Raw genomic sequence first — 17,565 nt, forward strand, 5'->3', positions numbered from 1 at the left:
TCACAGCAGCTCCACTTTCGGCAGCCAGACACGGATCAGCGAGAACAGGCGGTCCAGATCGATGGGCTTGGCCAAATAATCATTGGCGCCGGCGCGCAGGCAACGGTCCTGATCGTCCTTCATGGCTTTCGCAGTGACTGCGATGATCGGCAGCTTGGCGAAGCGCGAATCCTTGCGAATTTCCTGCATCGCGGTGAAACCGTCCATCTCCGGCATCATGATGTCCATCAACACCAGATCGATATCCTCGACGTTTTGCAGCTGAGCGATAGCCTCGTGGCCATTGCGGGCGATTTCGATCAGCGCGCCCTTCTGTTCCAGCGCACTGGTCAAGGCGAAGACATTACGCACATCGTCGTCGACCACGAGAACCTTGCGGCCCTCGAAGGCCTTTTCGCGGCTGCGCACGCTTTTCAACATCTTCTGCCGCTCCGGCGCCATGGCCGATTCGACCTTGTGCAGGAACAGCGTGACCTCGTCGAGCAGCCGCTCCGGCGACCGCGCCCCCTTGATGATGATCGAGCGCGAGTATTTCATCAGCGCCGCTTCTTCATCGCGAGTCAGATTGCGCCCGGTATAGACGATGACCGGTGGGAAGGAACAAATGTCCTCGCGTGCCATGCGCTCAAGCAGCTCGTGACCGTCCATGTCCGGCAGCTTGAGGTCGATGATCATGCAGTCGAAGAGAGTCGAGCGCAGCAGTTCGAGGGCCTGCTCGCCGAATTCCACCGCAGTGATTTCGACGTCGATGTCTTCGATCAGCCGCGACACGCTTTCGCGCTGTCGAGCGTCGTCCTCGACCAGCAGGATGCGTTTGACCTTCTGCGCCAACTTCGCTTCCAGTCTGCCGAAGACCTCTTTGAGCTCGTCGCGAGTGGTCGGTTTGGTGGCATAGCCGATGGCCCCCATTTGCAGGGCAGTTTCCTTACGATCTTCGACCGATACGATATGCACCGGAATATGTCGAGTGATCGGGTTCTCCTTGAGCCGTTCGAGCACGGTCAGGCCGGAATGATCGGGCAGGCGCATATCCAGCAAAATGGCGTCGGGACGGTACTGCACCGCGGTATCGAATCCGTGATCGGCATTCTGTGCGATCAGGCAGCTGTACTTCAGCTCGTGCGCAAGGTCGCGAAGGATGCAGGCGAACTGCGGCTCGTCTTCGATCACCAGCACCGAGCGTTCGCTGAACGGAAACTCATCGCGGTCGTCGGCCAGAGGCTGCACGGCTTGCTCCTCGGTCCGTTGCGGAGCGGCCACAGCCGGCATCTGGGGCTCCGGTACGCCCCGCGTCGCCCGCTCGGCTGTCATCGGGGCGGGAAGCGACTCCGGCTGCTCAGTTACCTCCAGTTCGCTGTAATTTTCCGGCACGATCAGCGTGAACACGCTACCGGCGCCCGGCTCGCTGCTCACCTCAATGGTCCCACCCAACAGTTGTGCCAGCTCGCGGGAGATCGACAGCCCGAGGCCAGTACCGCCATAACGCCGGTTGGTGGTGCCGTCGGCCTGGCGGAACGCCTCAAAGATCACCGCCTGCTGATCCTCGGGAATGCCGATACCCGAGTCGCGCACGGCAAAAGCGAGCCGCTGCTCGTCATGGCGCGTCACGCGCAGGACCACCGAGCCCTTCTCGGTAAATTTGAAGGCGTTCGACAGGAGGTTCTTGAGTATCTGCTCAAGACGCTGGCGATCGGTATAGAGGCTCGAAGGCAGCCCTTCGTCCAGCTCAACGTTGAACTGCAGCGACTTTTCCAGCGACTGAGCCAGGAACAGGCTTTTCAACCCCTCCACCATTCGCGCCAGAGTCAGCAGCTCGGGATGAACATCGAGCTTGCCCGCCTCGACTTTGGAGATGTCTAGAATGTCATTGATCAGGTTGAGCAGATCGTTGCCGGCCGAATAGATGGAACGTGCGAACTGCACCTGATCGTCGTGGAGATTGCCGTCGGGATTGTCCGCCAGCAGCTTGGCGAGAATCAGCGAGCTGTTCAGCGGCGTGCGCAGCTCGTGGGACATATTGGCGAGGAATTCGGACTTGTAGCGGCTGGCACGCTGCAGTTCGTCGGCGCGATCCTCGAGCATCAGCTGCACTTCGTGCAGACGATTGTTCTTTATATCCATTTCGTCGCGCTGACGAGCCAGTTCCTGCGTGTGCTCGGCGAGTTGCTCGTTGGTCTGTTCTAGTTCGGCCTGCTGCTCTTCCATGTGCGCCTGCGATTCGCGCAACGCACTGGATTGTTCTTCGAGCTCTTCGTTGGCTGCGCGCAATTCTTCCTGCTGCACCTGGAGCTCTTCGTTGAGCTGCTGGGTTTCGGCCAGTACTCGCTGCAGACGCTGGCGGTAGCGCGCGGCCTCGATGGCCGAACCGACGCCCTCGCTGATGCGGCGCAACAACTCACTGTCTTCTTCGCGCAACGGCCGCAGGAAACCAATCTCCAGCACCGCATTGAGTATGCCGCTGTCCTCCACCGGTGTGATCAACACGGACTTTGCATCGGTGCTGCCGAGGGCGGAGCTGATCTTCAGGTAACCGGGCGGCAGGCTGTCGAGCATCATTGCCCTGCGCTCCAGAGCAACCTGCCCGACAAGCCCTTCACCGAGTTCCAAGGTTTGGCCGCTGTGCAGTTTGTCCTTGTCCCAACCGAATTCTGCAACCCGCTGCAGTTTGCCGTCCTGGGCAACATAAAGCGCACCGACGGCGACCTCAAGGTAGCGCGAGAGGAAGCTGAGCACGTTTTGACCCAGCGTCGGCAACGCCTGCTCGCCGATGATCGACTCGCTGAGCTGGGTCTGCCCGGTGCGATACCAGGCCTGTTTTTCCAGCGCCGCCGCATGGGCCTGTTGTCGCTCCAGCGACTGGGCATAGCTGTCGGACAGGTTGAGCAGGTCGCGCCGACCGAAATACACCAGCAGCCCACTGAAGATCAGGCTGAACAGCAGGAAGCCGCCGATCAGGGCGGTAGTTATCATTTCTGACGTTTCAGTACGCTCGGCGCGCAGCTGCCGCTCGCTAGCGATGAATTCGCCGAGCAACTTGCGTTGCTCGTCCTTCAGCTCCATGCCGCTCTTGCTGCGCACATACTCATCGATCGGCAGGTTCTGGACTCGACGGGCAATGGCCGTTTCGGCGTAATCGATCCATTGCCGATGCAATCTCTCGGCACGCTCGACACGGCTCAGCTGAACCGGGTTATCGCCAGCGTAGCCCTTGAGCAGCTCCAGCTGGTCTTCCAGCATCGGCAGTTCTCGCCGATAGGGTTCGAGAAAAATGTCCTCGCCGGCGATGAGGTAGCCGCGCAACGAGGCTTCCATATCCCCCATGAGCTTCAGCGTTTCGTGCGCATAGGAAACCCCAACGACCGAGCGCTCGACCCAATGGCTGACGTTCAGCAAAAAGTAGACGATGGCACTGAAGAAAAACGCGCTGAGAAAGCCGAAACCGAGGGGAACCGCCACGTTGCGGTTGAGGATGCGCCTGAAATTGTTCTGCTCGATGAAAGAGTCGCCCATCTGGTTTCCTTTCCGGGTGCTGCTCGATGGCGGTTACCCACCGCGGCGCGCACTGCGTGCTCCGATCCCGGCATATTTGAGATATTTCGCGTGAATTGAATTCACGCATGCAAGTCGACCGGGGACTTTACCACCGGCTCGCTTGCGAGCACAAAAAGCCCGGCCGAACGGCCGGGCGCGCTATCTCGTTCCGCCTACTGTCAGCGTCTGGCGATGATCCAAACTGCGTGGATGATGCCTGGGATATAGCCCAGCAGCGTCAGCAGAATATTCAGCCAAAAGGCGCCACCGAAGCCGACTTGTAGGAACACCCCCAGCGGAGGCAGAAGTATTGCGATGATTATTCGGATCAGGTCCATCGTTGGTATTCCCCTCGGGTCTGGTTCTGGCTGGAAGCCTACTGTGAATCGACCCGATCACGTCTTGCGGGTTCCTTGGCTGCCGCCGGAAACAAGCGCTTCGCCTGCACTCCGGCGTGTCTAGCGCTCCACCGGGCCTTGTTCACCGCGCTTGCGACGGATATTGATCCACGACAGCACGGCCAGCGCCAGCATAAACCCGGCCATGTTGAGGTTGCCCACCAGAATGTAGCCCAGACCCGCGAGCAAGCACGCCACCAGCCCGATCCAGCGAACATACTTCATCATGGCGCGTACCGGCCGGCCTATGTGCTCGTCATTTTGCGGCGACATCAACCCTGCCTCGCGCGCATGCGCTCGAGTTCCTTGGCGTCGTGGCTGCAGAACAACGTCACCTCACTTTTGTGCTCCAGCGACAAGGTCCAGAGCCGATGTTGGTTGGACAGGCGCGCCGGACGATCGACTTCCATCAAGCGCTGGTAAAGGCGCAGCCCCGGCGTGCAATGGCGCTCGGTCTGTCCCACTTCGTCGCGGTAGAAATAAGCATCACCGGCGTGCAGCAACCAGCCGTTGCCGGTCTGCAGCGCGACGCCCGCATGGCCATGGGTGTGACCGGTCAGCGGGATCAGCAGAAGCTCTGGCGGCAAGCCGCGCAACGCTTTGACAGCCTGGAAGCCGAACCAGGTGTCGCCACCCGGCTCGTAGAACTGCCAGTTGCGCACATCGTCCCACTGCCGATGACGGTAGCGTCGATGACCAATGAAGCTATGAGTCGAGCGCGCCGCGTCCATTTCTCGCTGCAGCACGTGAACCTGGGCCTCGGGGAAATCATCGAGGCCACCGGCATGGTCGAAATCCAGATGAGTCAGCAGGATGTGCCGGACGTCTTCAGGCTTGAAACCAAGCTGACGCACCTGCTCCAGCGCCGTGAAGCGACGCTCGAATTTGATGTTGTTGAAGGCGATGAAGAACTGGCTGAGGCGCTTGCGTGGCTCCAGCACATCGCAGCTACCGAATCCGGTATCGACCAGCACCAGCCCGTGCTGCTCGGTCTCGATCAACAGGCAGTGGCAGACCAGACTGGCTGTCAGTCCGTCGCTGAAACCATCGAACAGCTTGCCGCCCACCGGGCACATGCAGCCGCAGTTGAGATGATGAATACGCATGAACGACTCCTCATGGAGCGGGCCGGCGAGACAACCCCGCGCGGATATCAGCCTCGTCTGATGTGTGAGGCCCGATTGCGCAGCAGAGTTCAGGCGCGCATATCAGCGGCGGCTGATACGACGTCGCGACAGGTACCTCGCGTCAGCTGAACTATCCTCTCTGCTACTGCCGCGATTAACCGTCGCGCCATTTCGCAAAGCCGGGAGGACCACGCCAATGCGCCGCCGCCCCATTGATCGACTGGTCTGGCTGCTAACGCTCTTGCTGGCCTCATGGCTGGGCTTCGCGGGATCGGTTCTGGCTGCGGCTCCCGTGACCGTGCTGCGGGTCAACGGAGCGATCGGGCCGGCCAGCGCCGACTACATCATCGGCGGCATACGGCGAGCGACCGAAACCAATGCGCAGCTGCTGGTGTTGCAGCTCGACACACCCGGCGGGCTGGACAGCTCGATGCGCGCCATTATCAAGGAAATCCTGGCCAGCCCCGTGCCGATTGCCACCTATGTCACACCCAGCGGGGCGCGTGCCGCCAGCGCAGGGACCTACATGCTCTACGCCAGTCACATCGCAGCGATGACTCTGGGCACCAATCTCGGCGCCGCGACGCCGGTGCAAATCGGCGGCGCTCCGGGCGGGCCGCCCGAAGAACAGCCCAATGCGCAGAAGCCGGACGGCGAGCAGGACGGCGACGCTATGAGTCGCAAACAGGTTAACGACGCCGCCGCCTACATCCGCGGCCTGGCGCAGTTACGCGGACGCAACGCCGAATGGGCGGAGCAGGCGGTGCGCGAGGCGGTCAGTCTGTCGGCCAGCGAGGCACTGGCACTTAAAGTGGTCGATTACGTTGCCACCGATGTCGATGATCTGCTCGGCCAGCTCAATGGCAAGAGCATCGAGACCAGCACCGGCGAGCAAACGTTGCAGACTGCCAACGCCACGCTCGATCATCACGAGCCGGATTGGCGGGTGCGCTTGCTGGCAGTAATCACCAACCCCAGCGTGGCGCTGATTCTGATGATGATTGGCATCTACGGGCTGATATTCGAATTCGCCAACCCAGGCACCGGCGGCGGCGGTGTGATCGGCGGTATCTGCCTGCTGCTGGCGTTGTATTCGCTGCAGCTGTTGCCGGTCAATTACGCCGGAGTGGCGCTGATTTTGTTGGGCCTGGGTTTCATGATCGCCGAGGCGTTCATGCCCAGTTTCGGCGTGCTCGGCCTGGGTGGAGTCGCTGCATTCGTCACCGGCTCGGTGATCCTGATCGACACCGAAGTGCCAGGCTACGGCATCCCCCTGGCTTTGATCGGCACGCTGGGAGTGGTCAGCGCCCTGCTGGTGTTCGTCATAGTCAGCATGGCGCTCAAGGCTCGCCGACAACGCGTAGTCAGTGGTGATGCCGAACTGATCGGCAGCCTGGCGCCAGTCACCCGCATTCAGGCAAACGACCCGACTTGCGGCTGGGTGCAGTTGCAGGGCGAACACTGGCAGGTCCGTAGCCCGGCGCCCTTGCACCTGGGTCAACACATCCGCGTCATGGCGAGACACGGGCTGCAACTGGACGTCACTGCGGCTGACGAGCCGCCAATCGAGAAGAGGTGAACCATGGACTTTGGTTTTGAAATGAGCTTTATCGTGGTGCTGGTGCTGCTAATCGCGCTGCTCGCATCGACCTTCCGCATCCTGCGCGAATACGAACGCGGCGTGGTATTTCAGTTGGGACGTTTCTGGAAGGTTAAGGGGCCGGGACTGATCATGGTCATTCCCGGCATCCAGCAGATGGTCCGGGTCGACCTACGCACCTTGGTGCTGGACGTGCCGACGCAAGACGTGATTTCCCGGGACAACGTCTCGGTCAAGGTCAACGCAGTGGTCTACTACCGCGTGCTGGATGCCGAGAAGGCGATCATTCAGGTCGAGGATTACCATTCGGCGACCAGTCAGCTGGCCCAGACCACACTGCGCGCCGTACTCGGCAAACATGATCTGGACGACATGCTGGCCGAGCGCGAGCAGCTGAATAACGATATCCAGCAGGTGCTGGATGCGCAGACCGACGCCTGGGGCATCAAAGTGGCTAACGTCGAGATCAAGCATGTGGATCTCGACGAATCGATGATTCGTGCCATCGCCCGTCAGGCCGAAGCGGAACGCGAGCGGCGGGCTAAGGTCATTCATGCTGAGGGCGAGTTGCAAGCGTCGGAGAAACTGATGCAGGCGGCCGAGATGCTCGGTCGTCAGTCCGGAGCGATGCAGCTGCGTTACATGCAGACGCTGAGCAACATCGCTGGCGACAAGAACTCGACCATCGTCTTCCCGCTGCCCATGGAGCTGTTACAGGGCTTGGGCAATCTCACCAAGAAATCCGAGTAGAGCCTTTATGCGCATGCGCCCAGCTGTATCTGTTGCACGTCTGCTGTCGGTCATTCTGCTGGCGTTGAGCCTGGCCAGCTGTGCGATTTTCAACCAGCGCGACCCGCTCAATGTGCAAGTCGCCGGTATTCAGCCGCTGTCCGGCGAAGGCTTGGAGCTGCGCATGGCGGTCAAGCTACGCGTACAGAACCCCAACGACATGGCCCTCGAATACAACGGCGTGGCGCTTGATCTGGAAATCAATGGCCGGCGTCTGGCCAGTGGCGTCAGCGACGAGCGCGGCAGCGTGCCGCGCTTCGGCGAAACCGTGCTCACCGTTCCAATGACCATTTCGGCGTTTTCTGCCGCGCGACAGGCGCTGGGTCTGGCCGAAAACATCGGCATGGACGAGGTGCCCTATGTCCTGCGCGGCAAACTCGCCGGCGGCCTGTTCGGTACTCAGCGCTTCGTGGAGAAGGGCACGCTGGATATGTCCGGCGCGCTGGCTAATCCCTATCGACGGGAGCCCTGACACCCAAGTCAAAAGCATCGCGCCGAGGTCGGCCCTCCCACAAAACAAAGTTCACACCGCGCCTTTTTTTCGAGAGGTGCGCCCTCGCGGCGAAGCTTTTGCCATGACCGATTCGCGAGCAAGCTCCTACAGAGACGGGGGTGATCGCGGTGCTTTTGTGCTTCGGCAGTGGGTGAAAGGTGTCAGGGACAAGACCGAGCCTCGACAAAACGCTCATCCTGCTCATTGCGGCATGCATCGTCCAGCACGACACCGGTGCGCCTCATGGGCAGGGTCTTCCTGCATGAGCTTGCGGGTCACGCCGTTGGTCCAGCCGAAGCCATCTTGCAGCGGATACTCTCCGCCAGTGGCGTGCTCGACGCAGGGTCGCAACACGTACTTCTCCACCAATTTGCTTTCTTGCTCGAACAAGTGCGAGACGATGCTCAGCCAGCGCTCTTCGATCAGCAGCGCCAACGCATCGTGACCGTAGCCCTGTAACCCGCGAATGCCTATCCATTGCAGGGGTGCCCAACCGTTGGGTCGGTCCCATTGTTCGCCGCTGCCGCTGATTTCGGTCGTCGAAAGCCCGCCGGGGGCGAGCAGGCGTTCACGGACAATGTCGGCGACCCGCCTCGCCTGATCTTCGCTGGCCAGGTGCACGAACAGCGGCGTCAGGGTCGCTGCGGTGAGGTTGTCGCGCGGTGATTGCAGGGTCCAGTCGTAGTCGAAATAGGCGCCTTGCCGGTCGCTCCACAGATACAGATCAATCGCCGCCAGACGCGCTTCGGCACGCTGGCGGAACTCTTCGGCACACCCATGCCAGCCTTTCACATCGCTCAGACGGGCGATTTGGCGTTCGAGCTTGTAGAGAAAGCTGTTCAGGTCCACCGGGATGATATTGGTGGTGCGAATGCTGGACAGCCGCTGCGGGTCGCCCAGCCAGCGCGAGCTGAAATCCCATCCCGATTCGGCGCCGGCACGTAGGTCGCGATAGACCTCGTGCGCCGGCCGGCTCGATGAGCGCGCGGTTTCGACGTCTTCGAGATAGGACTCCTCACGGGGCGTGTCACGTTCGTCCCAGTACCGGTTGAGCACGCTGCCATCAGGCAGGCAGACGCAACGCCGATGCGCCTCACCGGGGCGCAACTTATCGCCGCCCTCGGTCCAGAAGGCGTATTCCTTGCGTAGTTGCGGCAGGTAATCGCTGGCGCGATGCACGCCGGTGTCCTCGAACAGATCGATCATCAGCGCGAACACCGGCGGCTGCGAGCGGCTCAGGTAGTAGGAGCGGTTGCCGTTGGGCACATGACCGTAGGTATCGATCAGGTAGGCGAAGTTATCGGCCATCGAACGTAGCAGCTCGCAGTGCCCGCTCTCGTCCAGACCGAGCATGGTGAAGTACGAATCCCAGTAATACATCTCGGTGAAACGCCCACCGGGTACGACGTAGTCATGGGGCAAGGGCAACAGCGAGGAAAACTTTGGATGCTGCCGCGGATGGCGGGTCAGCACTGGCCAAAGCCGATCGATATGTTCGCTCAGGCTATCGTCGGGGTTGGCGACGAACTCCGTCGGCGCCATTTCGTAGACTTGGAAATGCTCCAGCACGAAGGCTTTCAGATCGAAACCGGACTCGCCGCTATGCGCCCGATAGCTATCGAGGATTCGTTCCGGATGCTGGCGCGGCGCGCAGTCGACGAAAGTCTTGCTGTCGGGGAATACGCGTTGCGTCTGTACCGCGACGAAGAGTTCCTGGTAACGGTCCGCCGGGGTCAGGGTGTCGGCAGAGGAGACAGCACGCGTGTCGTAATCGAAGGGTCTTGTATCGGTATCGGTCATTGCTCGCTGTAATTCCATAGCAGTCCGCCATCGATGACCAGTGTAGTACCGGTGATGTAGTCGGCTTCGTCGGAGGCGAGAAAGGCCACCGCGCCAGCCACGTCGCGCGGCTGGCCGAGGCGGCCGGCGGGAATATTGCCCAGCAGGCCGGCAAGCTTCTCCGGCTGGTTCATCAACGAGCGGTTGATGGGCGTCTCGATGGCGCCCGGCGCGACGTTGTTGACGGTGATGCCCATCGGCGCCAGTTCGATCGCCAGGTTGCGCATGAGCATCTTCATCCCGCCCTTGCTGGCGCAGTAGCTGCTGAAATTGGGAAACGGCAGCTCTTCATGAACCGAGCTGTTGTTGATAATGCGCCCGCCTCGCCCGTTGTCGCGCAGATACCGCGCGAAAGCCTGGGCGGTGAAGAATGGCCCTCTCAAGTTTACGTTCAGCACCTGGTCGTAATCCGCTTCGCTGGCGTCGAGAAAGGCGCTGTGCCTTTGCACGCCGGCATTGTTCACCAGAATGTCGAGACGGCCCATCTGCTCGATCGCCTGCTCGACCAACCGCTGGCATTCGGCGACTACGCCAACATCGGCTGCGATGAAACAGGCACGACGACCAAGCGCACGAACTTGCTCGAGGGTTTCCCGGACGTCGTCGTCATCGTGCCGCCCGTTAATGACCAGATCGGCCCCCTCCTCGGCCAGGCGCACGGCGATGCCACGGCCGATGCCCTGGGAGCTGCCCGTAACCAACGCGACCTTGTTCTGCAATTTCATCGATTACCTCATCCCAGTTCCCGTTTCGCATGTTTTGTCCAAACGGCAAATCTTCACGATTGAAGGCGCTCCCTATAACCCCAGGCAGCCTTCGCCGTGGGAGCGGCTTCAGCCGCGAATATCTGGAGCCGCATAAGTTGCCCCGCACTCAACGCCATGCAGTTATGACGGACAGGCGCCGGGCGCGTTCATTTCGGCCGGTTCCGGCGCTACCGACGTTGCCGCAACGGCAGACAAGAGCCCTCGCACAGGCGCAAAATGACCGGCTCTCCGTTGCTTCGTTTTCGGGACATTCATGGCCACTGCCGATTTGCGTAAAGGGTATCTCCTGGGTCTGACGACCTTCTCCATCTGGGGCCTGTTCCCGCTGTATTTCAAATCCATCGAGCAATATGCGGCGCTGGAGATCGTCACCCAACGCGCGATCTGGTCGGCCCTGTTCGGAACGCTGGTGCTGATGTTGTGGCGCCATCCAGGCTGGTGGCAGGAGCTGCTTGCGCATCCGCGGCGGATCGGCGTGCTGGCGATTTCCAGCGTGCTGATCGCGACCAACTGGCTGATCTACGTCTGGGCGGTGAATCACGGCCATATGCTCGAGGCGAGCCTGGGCTACTACATCAATCCGCTGGTCAACGTGCTGCTCGGTCTGATCGTGCTGCGCGAACGCCTGCGCCCGCTGCAGTGGCTCGCGGTCGCGATGGCGGCGGTCGGCGTGCTGCTGCAGCTGATCACCCTTGGCGATTTCCCCTGGGTGTCGATCGTGCTGGCGTTGAGCTTCGGCAGCTATGGCCTGTTGCGCAAACAGGCGCCCGTCGCGGCCCTGCCTGGTCTGGTAGTGGAAACCTGGCTGTTATTGCCTATTGCCTTGGGCTGGCTGTTCTTCTTTGGTAGCGGACCCACCACCGAGTGGTCGTTCTGGACCGATCCGCAGGCACTTTGGCTGGTGGCAGCCGGGCCGGTGACGCTGCTGCCGCTGCTGTGTTTCAACGCGGCGGCACGCCACTTGCCCTATTCGACTCTGGGATTCCTGCAATACATCACGCCTACGCTGCTGCTGGTGCTGGCGGTGTGGGTGTTCAACGAGCCCTTCCCTGCTGACCGCCAGCTGGCATTCATCTTCATTTGGGCAGGCCTGGCGGTATACAGCTACGATGCCTGGCGGCTGATGCGCAAAACGGCTGCGAGCTGAGCAAGGCTGCAGGCCGGTCAGTTGGCCGGTTGCAGTTTCAGTTCCACCATCAGATCGTCGGCCAAGGTTTCCAGATGCTGCTGCAGCTCCTCTAACGACAGCTCGGTCGGCACCGCCAGGCGCGCATCGGCATGAAACAGCAACTCATTGGTCATCGGGGCGGGCAGCACATCGGTGTCCAGGCTTTCCAGGTTGATGCCATGTCCCGCCAGTAGCCGGGTAATGTCGCGAACGATACCGGGGCGATCGTTGCCCACCAATTGCAGCTGAATCATCCGCCAGCTGCGCTCGGGCTCCTCGCCGCTGTGGGCGAACAATACGCGAATGCCCTCGCGCTCCAGCTGCTGCAATGCATCGATTAGCCCGGCATGAGCATCGGCCGGCACCGCGACCCGCAGAATCCCGGCGAACTGACCGGCCATGCGTGACATGCGGCTTTCCAACCAGTTGCCGCCATGTTCGGCGATGCACTTGGCCACGCGCTCGACCAGCCCCGGCTGATCCTCGGCAATGACGGTTAGGACGAGATGATCCATCTGTGGCTCCTCTTTCTGTGGTTTGTGCGCTACCGGCGAGAGCCGCGCGCGCCTGAGCGTGAGTCGTGCGCCAATGGAGCCGGCTCAAAAGGTATAGAACAAAGTACCGGTTTCGCCGACCTGACGCGCCCCCAAATATGCGCGCTGTTGACCTGGAGGATGGCTAAGCGGGACGGACTGATTTTCCGAACGGCTTCATGTAGTATCCGCCGACCCGGACTACAAGAATCCAATTGTCCGCGTCGGATTGAAAGAACCAAGTGAGGCGAGTAATGACTGAGCGCGTTGAAGTCGGTGGCCTGCAGGTCGCCAAAGTCCTGTACGACTTCGTGAACAACGAAGCGATTCCTGGTACCGGTGTTGAGGCCGATGCCTTCTGGGCCGGCGCTTCCAGCGTCATCCACGACCTGGCGCCGAAGAACCGCGCGCTGTTGGCCAAACGCGACGACTTGCAGGCGCAGATCGATGCCTGGCACCAGGCCCGCGCCGGTCAGGCCCACGATGCTGTGGCGTACAAAACCTTCCTGCAGGAGATCGGTTACCTGCTGCCGGAAGCCGAAAATTTCCAGGCCACTACACAGAACGTCGACGAAGAAATCGCCCGCATGGCCGGTCCGCAGCTGGTGGTGCCGATCATGAACGCGCGTTTTGCTCTGAACGCCGCCAATGCGCGTTGGGGTTCGCTGTACGACGCGCTCTACGGCACCGATGCAATCAGTGAAGAAAACGGCGCACAAAAGGGGCCGGGCTACAACGAAGTCCGCGGCGCCAAAGTCATCGCATACGCCCGCGCCTTCCTCGATGAAGCCGCACCGCTGGAAAACGGCTCCCATGCCGATTCCACCGGCTATCGCATCGACGGCGGCAAGCTGGTCGTCTCGCTGAACAACGGCAGCAGCGCCGGCCTGAAGGACCCGGCTCAGTTGCTCGGCTTCCAGGGCGAAGCCAGCGCGCCGATCGCCGTGCTGCTCAAGCACAACGGTATCCACTTCGAAATCCAGATCGACCCATCCAGCCCCATCGGCCAGACCGATGCCGCTGGCGTGAAAGACGTGCTGATGGAATCAGCGCTGACCACCATCATGGATTGCGAAGACTCCATCGCCGCGGTCGATGCCGATGACAAGACCGTCGTCTATCGCAACTGGCTCGGCCTGATGAAGGGCGATCTGGTCGAAGAGTTGGAAAAGGGTGGCAAGCGCATCACCCGCGCCATGAACCCGGACCGCGTTTACATCAAAGTGGATGGCGGCGAACTGACTCTCCACGGGCGTTCACTGCTGTTCATCCGCAACGTTGGCCATCTGATGACCAACGACGCCATCCTCGACAAGGACGGCAACGAAGTGCCGGAAGGCATCATGGACGGCCTGTTCACCAGCCTGGCGGCGATGCACAACCTAAACGGCAACACCACCCGCGCCAACAGCCGCACCGGCTCGATGTATATCGTCAAGCCGAAGATGCATGGCCCGGAAGAAGTCGCCTTCGCTACCGAACTGTTCGGCCGCGTCGAGGATGTCCTCGGTCTGCCACGCAACACGCTCAAGGTCGGCATCATGGACGAAGAGCGTCGCACTACCGTCAACCTCAAGGCCTGCATCAAGGAAGCACGCGAGCGCGTGGTGTTCATCAACACCGGCTTCCTCGACCGCACCGGCGACGAAATCCACACCTCCATGGAAGCCGGCCCGGTCGTTCGCAAAGCGGCGATGAAGGCTGAGAAGTGGATCGGCTCTTACGAGAACAACAACGTCGACGTTGGCCTGGCCTGCGGTCTGCAGGGCAAGGCGCAGATCGGCAAGGGTATGTGGGCCATGCCCGACCTGATGGCTGCGATGCTCGAGCAGAAGATCAGCCACCCCATGGCTGGCGCCAACACTGCCTGGGTTCCGTCGCCGACCGCTGCCACGTTGCACGCCATGCACTACCACAAAGTCGACGTGTTCGCCCGTCAGGCCGAACTGGCCAAGCGTGAGAAGGCGTCGGTAGACGACATCCTCACCATTCCGCTGGCACCGAACACCAACTGGAGTGAGGACGACAAGCGCAACGAGCTGGACAACAACGCCCAGGGCATCCTCGGCTATGTGGTGCGCTGGATCGACGCCGGCGTCGGCTGCTCGAAAGTGCCGGACATCAACGACATCGCGCTGATGGAAGACCGCGCCACCCTGCGCATCTCTAGCCAACACATGGCCAACTGGCTGCGTCACGGCGTGGTGACCCAGGAACAGGTGGTCGAGAGCCTCAAGCGCATGGCACCCGTAGTGGACCGTCAGAACGCTGGTGACCCGACCTACCGCCCGCTCGCACCGGACTTCGACAGCAATGTCGCCTTTCAGGCCGCGCTGGAGCTGGTCCTCGAAGGCACTAAACAGCCGAACGGCTACACCGAGCCGGTCCTGCACCGTCGCCGCCGCGAGTTCAAGGCCAAAAACGGCCTGTAACACGCGAGGCACTGCAGAAAAAGAACCGCCCTCCTGGGCGGTTTTTTTTTGCGCGCAACGCCATGCGACATCCTTTTCGCCCAGCCCGACCTTCATCACCCGACCACTCCGGCTCGCGACTAGACTTACGTCCAATGTGCCCCACAGGACCCACAGCCCACCATTGGGCGAAAATTGGAAGCGACCCATGACCAAAGCCGATGCGTTCGCCGAAGCTGGCAAGACCGCCGTGCTGCAGAACATCCACGGGACCATGGAGTTTCTGCGCAAATACCCGCCTTTCAACCAGATGGAACCGGGACATCTGGCCTATCTGGTAGAAAATTGCCAACTGCGTTTCTACAGCGAAGGCGATTGCATCATTTCGCCCGATGACGGCGTCGTCGATCACTTCTATATCGTCAAGCAGGGCCGCGTTCACGGCCAGCGGCCGCACACCAGCAAGCGCGGCACCGAGACGACTTTCGAGGTGATTGTCGGCGAATGCTTCCCGATGGCCGCATTGATGGGCGAGCGCGCCACCCGTACCGGGCATTTCGCAGCGGAAGATACCTTCTGCTTTCTGCTGAACAAGCCGGCCTTCGTCAAACTGGTGTCTAAATCCGCCGCGTTCCGCGACTTCGCCATGCGCGGCGTGAGCAGCCTGCTCGATCTGGTTAACCAGCAGGCGCAGATGCGCGCCGTGGAAAGCCTCGGCGCGCAGTATTCGCTGGAGACCCGGATCGGCGAGCTGGCGCTGCATCATCCGGTGTCCTGCCTGCCGTCGATGCCTTTGACCGAGGCGGTGCGCCTAATGCATGAGAACAATGTAGGCAGCATCGTGATTACCGATGCCGCATTGCGCCCCCAAGGCATCTTTACGCTACGCGACCTACGCCGTGTTATTTGCACCGGCACCGCCGAACTGACCGGGCCAATCGCACAGTTCATGACTCACGACCCGTTCCATCTGCCACCGGACGCCACCGCGTTCGACGCGGCGATCGCCATGACCGAGCGGCATATCGCGCATATCTGTGTGGTCGAGGACGGCCTGCTGCGCGGGGTGATCTCCGAACGCGATCTGTTCTCCCTGCAACGCGTCGATCTGGTTCATCTGGCGCAGGCGATTTCCCATGCCGACAGCGTCGAGACGCTGGTGATCATTCGCAGCCGCATCCTGCAACTGGTGGACAACATGCTGGCGCATGGCGCGTCCTCGACGCAGATTACCCACATCATCACCCTGCTCAACGATCATTCGGTCTGCCGTGTGATCGAGCTGGCCATCGAAGCGCTCGGCGATCCCGGCATTCCCTTCACCTGGCTGTGCTTCGGTAGCGAGGGCAGGCGCGAGCAGACGCTGCACACCGATCAGGACAACGGCATCCTGTTCGAGGCCGCCGACGCCGCCGACGCCGCGCATATCCGCGGACGCCTGCTGCCGCTCGCCGAGCGCATCAACCGCGACCTCGATACCTGCGGCTTTACCCTGTGCAAGGGCAACATCATGGCCAGCAATCCGCAGCTGTGCCTGTCACGGCAGGAATGGCGGCGGCGCTTCAGTTCGTTCGTCCGCGAGTCGACACCGGAGAATCTGCTCAGCAGCACCATCTATTTCGATTTACGCGCCATCTGGGGGCCTTGCGAAGGCTACCAGCAGCTACGCAACGAACTGCTCGATGAGATCGGCGAGAATCGTTTATTCCAACGTATGCTGGCCGAAAATGCCCTGCGCCAGCGACCGCCTGTGGGCCGCTTCCGCGACTTCGTCGTGACTCGCAAGGGAGACGGCAAAGCGACTCTGGACCTCAAGGTGCAGGGGCTGACGCCCTTCGTCGACGGGGCGCGGCTGCTCGCTTTAGGCCACGGCATCGCCGCTTGCAACACGCTGGACCGGTTGCGGCAGCTTGTCGAGAGAAACGTAATCGATGATAAGGATGGCGCGGCCTACGAGGAGGCCTACCATTTCATCCAGCAGACGCGCATGCAGCAGCATCAAGAACAGGCCCGCCGAGGTCAGCCCTATTCCAATCGTCTCGATCCGGACACCCTCAACCATCTGGATCGGCGCATCTTGCGGGAGTCTTTCCGTCAGGCCCAGCGCCTGCAGAGCAGCCTGGCCCTGCACTATCAGTTATGAATATGCCTTGGTTCAAAACACGCGGTCCCCTCCTCAACCTGGATCAGTTGCAACGTCGCGATCGACTACCAACACCCAAGACAACGGAAGCCTGCCCACTTCAGGAGCAGCGCCTGGTGGTGCTCGATCTGGAAACCAGCGGCCTGGATATGCGTCGGGATATCGTGCTCTCCATCGGCGCGGTGGTGATCGAGAATGGCGGCATCGCGTTGGGCGATCAGTTCGAGTCGACCCTGCTGCGACCTGCGCAAAAAGTCAGCGAGAGCGTACTGATCCACGGTATCGCTCCGAGCGAACTGGAGGCCGGCGAGGAGCCAGCCGAGGCCCTGCTGGACCTTCTGGAATTCATCGGCGACAGTCCGATCCTGGCTTTTCACGCCGGTTTCGATCAGCGCATGCTGACCCGCGCCGTAAAGCAGACCCTCGGCTACAAGCTCCGTCACCCCTTTATAGACGTGGCCGAACTGGCACCGATGCTCTGCCCTGACAATCGACCGCGGCATAATGGTCTGGATGAGTGGTGTGCACACTTCGGCTTACAAGTCCTGCAGCGCCATCACGCCAGCGCCGATGCGCTGGTGACTGCCGAAATCGCGCTGATTCTTTTCAGCAAGGCGCGTCGGCAGGGCCTCGATAGCCTTATGGCGTTGAACCAGCGCCTGACCAATTGGCGCCAGCGACAGCGGGCGCGCATCTGATGTAAGCGCCACCTGTCATCGAAACTTTTCTTAGCTCCGATTAATCATGCTCAGCCGATGATCTGCCG

14 protein-coding genes are annotated in these 17,565 nt (G+C 61.2%); 7 read left to right on the plus strand and 7 right to left on the minus strand.

Annotation, left to right across the window (positions count from 1 at the left end):
• The 4 genes from NAV33_RS05485 to NAV33_RS05500 all read right to left on the minus strand — a co-directional run bounded on the left by NAV33_RS05485 (nucleotide 1) and on the right by NAV33_RS05500 (nucleotide 5,035).
• On the minus strand, nucleotides 1-3,510 hold the full coding sequence (locus NAV33_RS05485) for a response regulator (RefSeq protein WP_255977706.1): 3,510 nt from the start codon (nucleotides 3,508-3,510) through the stop codon (nucleotides 1-3).
• Between the two features lie 200 nt (nucleotides 3,511-3,710).
• Nucleotides 3,711-3,869: a YqaE/Pmp3 family membrane protein gene (locus NAV33_RS05490; RefSeq protein ID WP_131649596.1), complete on the minus strand. Its 159-nt coding sequence runs from the start codon at nucleotides 3,867-3,869 to the stop codon at nucleotides 3,711-3,713.
• A 120-nt stretch (nucleotides 3,870-3,989) separates the two neighbouring features.
• On the minus strand, nucleotides 3,990-4,202 hold the full coding sequence (locus NAV33_RS05495) for a hypothetical protein (protein ID WP_255977710.1): 213 nt from the start codon (nucleotides 4,200-4,202) through the stop codon (nucleotides 3,990-3,992).
• Nucleotides 4,202-5,035: an MBL fold metallo-hydrolase gene (locus tag NAV33_RS05500; RefSeq protein WP_255977712.1), complete on the minus strand. Its 834-nt coding sequence runs from the start codon at nucleotides 5,033-5,035 to the stop codon at nucleotides 4,202-4,204. The genes NAV33_RS05495 and NAV33_RS05500 overlap by 1 nt, the downstream gene beginning before the upstream one ends.
• A 217-nt stretch (nucleotides 5,036-5,252) precedes the next feature.
• Here NAV33_RS05500 and NAV33_RS05505 point away from each other — a divergent pair, with 217 nt between their 5' ends.
• The 3 genes from NAV33_RS05505 to NAV33_RS05515 are packed head-to-tail and all read left to right on the plus strand — an operon-like array spanning nucleotide 5,253 to nucleotide 7,917.
• Nucleotides 5,253-6,635: an NfeD family protein gene (locus NAV33_RS05505; RefSeq protein ID WP_255977714.1), complete on the plus strand. Its 1,383-nt coding sequence runs from the start codon at nucleotides 5,253-5,255 to the stop codon at nucleotides 6,633-6,635.
• 3 nt (nucleotides 6,636-6,638) lie between these two features.
• Nucleotides 6,639-7,406, plus strand: a complete 768-nt coding sequence (locus tag NAV33_RS05510) for a slipin family protein (protein ID WP_272887226.1) — start codon at nucleotides 6,639-6,641, stop codon at nucleotides 7,404-7,406.
• Between the two features lie 7 nt (nucleotides 7,407-7,413).
• Nucleotides 7,414-7,917 carry an LEA type 2 family protein gene (locus NAV33_RS05515; protein ID WP_255977716.1) on the plus strand — a complete coding sequence of 168 codons (504 nt, stop codon included), beginning with the start codon at nucleotides 7,414-7,416 and terminating at the stop codon, nucleotides 7,915-7,917.
• 222 nt (nucleotides 7,918-8,139) lie between these two features.
• On the opposite strand, the gene treF is transcribed toward NAV33_RS05515, so the two are convergent.
• Together treF and NAV33_RS05525 are read right to left on the minus strand one after the other, a co-directional pair.
• On the minus strand, nucleotides 8,140-9,738 hold the full coding sequence (gene treF, locus NAV33_RS05520) for an alpha,alpha-trehalase TreF (RefSeq protein ID WP_255977718.1): 1,599 nt from the start codon (nucleotides 9,736-9,738) through the stop codon (nucleotides 8,140-8,142).
• Nucleotides 9,735-10,502, minus strand: coding sequence for an SDR family NAD(P)-dependent oxidoreductase (locus NAV33_RS05525; RefSeq protein ID WP_255977720.1), 768 nt, complete (start codon nucleotides 10,500-10,502; stop codon nucleotides 9,735-9,737). Before NAV33_RS05525 ends, treF begins: the two co-directional genes overlap by 4 nt.
• Nucleotides 10,503-10,797: 295 nt before the next feature.
• Between NAV33_RS05525 and rarD the strand changes: the two genes are divergently transcribed.
• On the plus strand, nucleotides 10,798-11,691 hold the full coding sequence (gene rarD, locus NAV33_RS05530; RefSeq protein ID WP_255977722.1) for an EamA family transporter RarD: 894 nt from the start codon (nucleotides 10,798-10,800) through the stop codon (nucleotides 11,689-11,691).
• 17 nt (nucleotides 11,692-11,708) lie between these two features.
• Here the strand turns inward: rarD and NAV33_RS05535 are convergent, their stop codons facing one another.
• On the minus strand, nucleotides 11,709-12,227 hold the full coding sequence (locus NAV33_RS05535; RefSeq protein WP_255977724.1) for a glycine cleavage system protein R: 519 nt from the start codon (nucleotides 12,225-12,227) through the stop codon (nucleotides 11,709-11,711).
• A gap of 272 nt (nucleotides 12,228-12,499) precedes the next feature.
• On the opposite strand from NAV33_RS05535, the gene NAV33_RS05540 reads away from it, so the two are divergent.
• From NAV33_RS05540 to NAV33_RS05550, 3 genes are all read left to right on the plus strand, one after another.
• Nucleotides 12,500-14,677, plus strand: a complete 2,178-nt coding sequence (locus NAV33_RS05540) for a malate synthase G (RefSeq protein WP_255977726.1) — start codon at nucleotides 12,500-12,502, stop codon at nucleotides 14,675-14,677.
• 187 nt (nucleotides 14,678-14,864) lie between these two features.
• Complete coding sequence (locus NAV33_RS05545; RefSeq protein WP_255977728.1) at nucleotides 14,865-16,799, plus strand: putative nucleotidyltransferase substrate binding domain-containing protein; 1,935 nt, start codon at nucleotides 14,865-14,867, stop codon at nucleotides 16,797-16,799.
• Nucleotides 16,796-17,497 (plus strand): 3'-5' exonuclease, encoded by a 702-nt coding sequence (locus NAV33_RS05550; protein WP_255977730.1) that lies wholly within the window; start codon nucleotides 16,796-16,798, stop codon nucleotides 17,495-17,497. The genes NAV33_RS05545 and NAV33_RS05550 overlap by 4 nt, the downstream gene beginning before the upstream one ends.
• Nucleotides 17,498-17,565: the final 68 nt, after the last annotated feature.

Origin of the sequence: Stutzerimonas stutzeri (assembly GCF_024448715.1) — a bacterium.
Taxonomy (GTDB): Bacteria; Pseudomonadota; Gammaproteobacteria; order Pseudomonadales; family Pseudomonadaceae; genus Stutzerimonas; species Stutzerimonas stutzeri_AR.